At 32.5% G+C, this 2,215-nt stretch carries 2 protein-coding genes; both read left to right on the top strand.

What is annotated here, in order from left to right; all coding sequences use genetic code 11:
• A partial coding sequence (locus J6Y29_05060; protein ID MBP5427240.1) for a PD-(D/E)XK nuclease domain-containing protein occupies nt 1–312 on the top strand: 312 nt, incomplete at its 5' end.
• A 345-nt stretch (nt 313–657) separates the two neighbouring features.
• Nucleotides 658–1,932, top strand: coding sequence for a peptidoglycan-binding protein (locus J6Y29_05065; protein ID MBP5427241.1), 1,275 nt, complete (start codon nt 658–660; stop codon nt 1,930–1,932).
• Nucleotides 1,933–2,215 lie beyond the last annotated feature (283 nt).

Raw genomic sequence — 2,215 nt, forward strand, 5'->3', positions numbered from 1 at the left:
GCATCTATTGTTCAAATAGCATATTTAACTGCACTAAAAAAGTATGCTATACACAGAGAATTTAAATCTGGTGAAGGATATGCCGATTTTGTATTTATACCAAACAAGAAAAGTGATACTGCATTTATACTCGAACTTAAAGTGGACTCTACACCAGAAGAAGCCTTAAAACAGATAAAGAATAAAAATTATATGCAATCACTTAGAAATTGCGTAGGTCCAAAACTGGCGATTGGTATATCATATAACTCAGAAAACACAAATAAGGATGATAACAGACGTCATTATATTAAAATAGAAGAATTAAACTAATAAATATACTCATGATAATAAGCTTATAGCCCATAACGTAAGTACAGATCTGTCCCCTGCCTCTAATCTTTTTTTAAGTAGGCAGTGGGTAAATAATTTCAATGAAGACGGGAGTTCAATCTCGGACTGAATTATACAATACAAATCACAAAAAATAATTATCGAGGTATACGCACCCTCTCAAAAGAAAAAATGTTGCGTTTACTTTGATAATTAGCCCAAAAAATTTTAGAGATAGATGTAAAAAAAACAATATTAAAAAATTTTTACTAGAATATGCTGTTTTATTATTGCATAAAATTAAAGTAGTCCAAAAATAATGATACTTAAAACTAGGAGAATATTATGTATATTTTAAAATTAGGTTCTACTGGACCTTTTGTAAAACTTTTACAAAGCGTTCTTATTAATTTAGGATACGATGTTGGCAAAATAGATGGTATATTTGGGTTAAAAACTCAAAATGCTGTGTTAGAATACCAAAAGAATAATTATCTTACTCCAGATGGTGTTGTAGATAACAAAACTTGGAATTCTTTAGAAAAATTTATACTAGGTTATACTTCATACACAATTGCGCCATCTGATACACTTTTTAAAATTGCATCTTCATTTTCTACAAGTGTAAATTCTATTTTAGTAGCAAATCCTGGTATAGATCCTATGAATTTAACCATTGGGCAATCTATTATTGTTCCACTAAATTCAAATGTTGTACTTACAAATATTGATTATACTTATGATATAATGGAAATGAATATTCGTGCACTAAAAACGAGATATCCATTTATTGAAACTGGAATAATTGGTCAAAGTGTTCTTGGAAAAAACTTGTATTATATAAAACTTGGAAACGGTGATAAAAAAGTCCAGTATAACGCTAGCCACCATTCTTTAGAATGGATAACTTCTGTTTTGATGATGAAATTTATAGAAGATTTTTCACGTGCGTATGCTGAAAAATCTACATTCCTCGGATATAATATCTCTGAGATATGGAAAGAAAGTAGTATTTATATTGTCCCAATGGTAAATCCAGATGGTGTTAATCTAGTTTTAAACGGACTTAGTCCAGATAATCCCTATTATTATCAACTTTTACAATGGAATAACACCGGAATGCCATTTTCTAAGGTATGGCAAGCAAACATAAAAGGGACAGATTTAAATAGAAATTACCCTGCATCTTGGCAATTGGGAAAAAATCAAGAAACTATGCTTGGAATTGTAGGACCAGGACCTACTAGATATGGTGGTCCATATCCACTCTCTGAACCTGAAACTCAAGCAATGGTCAATTTTACTTCAGCACATGATTTTAAACTTGTTATATCTTATCATTCTCAAGGTGAAGTAATCTTTTGGTTATACAATGATATAACTCCTCCTAATGCTTTAGAAATTGGTAATACCTTTTCGAAATTTAGCGGATATACTTTAGAAAATACACCTAGCATAGCTGCATTCGCAGGCTACAAAGATTGGTTTATCGAAATATTTAATAAACCTGGCTATACAATAGAAGTCGGCAGTGGAAAAAATCCTTTGCCAATATCTCAATTTGACACAATATACAAAGATAACAGAGAAATCTTGACAGCAGCTCCAACTTTAGTTTAACTCAGTAGGAGAAGTCCACCGCCTCTAATCACCAACATACGCGATGGGTAACAAGTAAAATTCAGTGAGCGTTCAATCTTTGTACTTACGTTAATCACTCTACTTTGGATGCGCACTGATTTGAATGGTAAGTTGTGTCCGTATAACGTAAGTACAGAGATGTCCCCCGCCTCTAAGCTTGAAAAAGCGTAGGCGGTGGGTACATATTTACAATGAAGACGAGAGTTCAAGCTCCGACGTAAATTTAACGCTCCGCGTGGATGCACACGGATTTGAATGGTAA

The sequence above is a fragment of the Clostridiales bacterium genome (assembly GCA_017961515.1).
Classification (GTDB): Bacteria; Bacillota; Clostridia; order Acetivibrionales; family RGIG10202; genus RGIG10202.

What these genes read in the sequence shown, in the direction of transcription:
- J6Y29_05065 (MBP5427241.1), top strand. Translation starts at nt 658, where the DNA reads ATGTATATTTTAAAATTAGGTTCTACTGGACCTTTTGTAAAACTTTTA.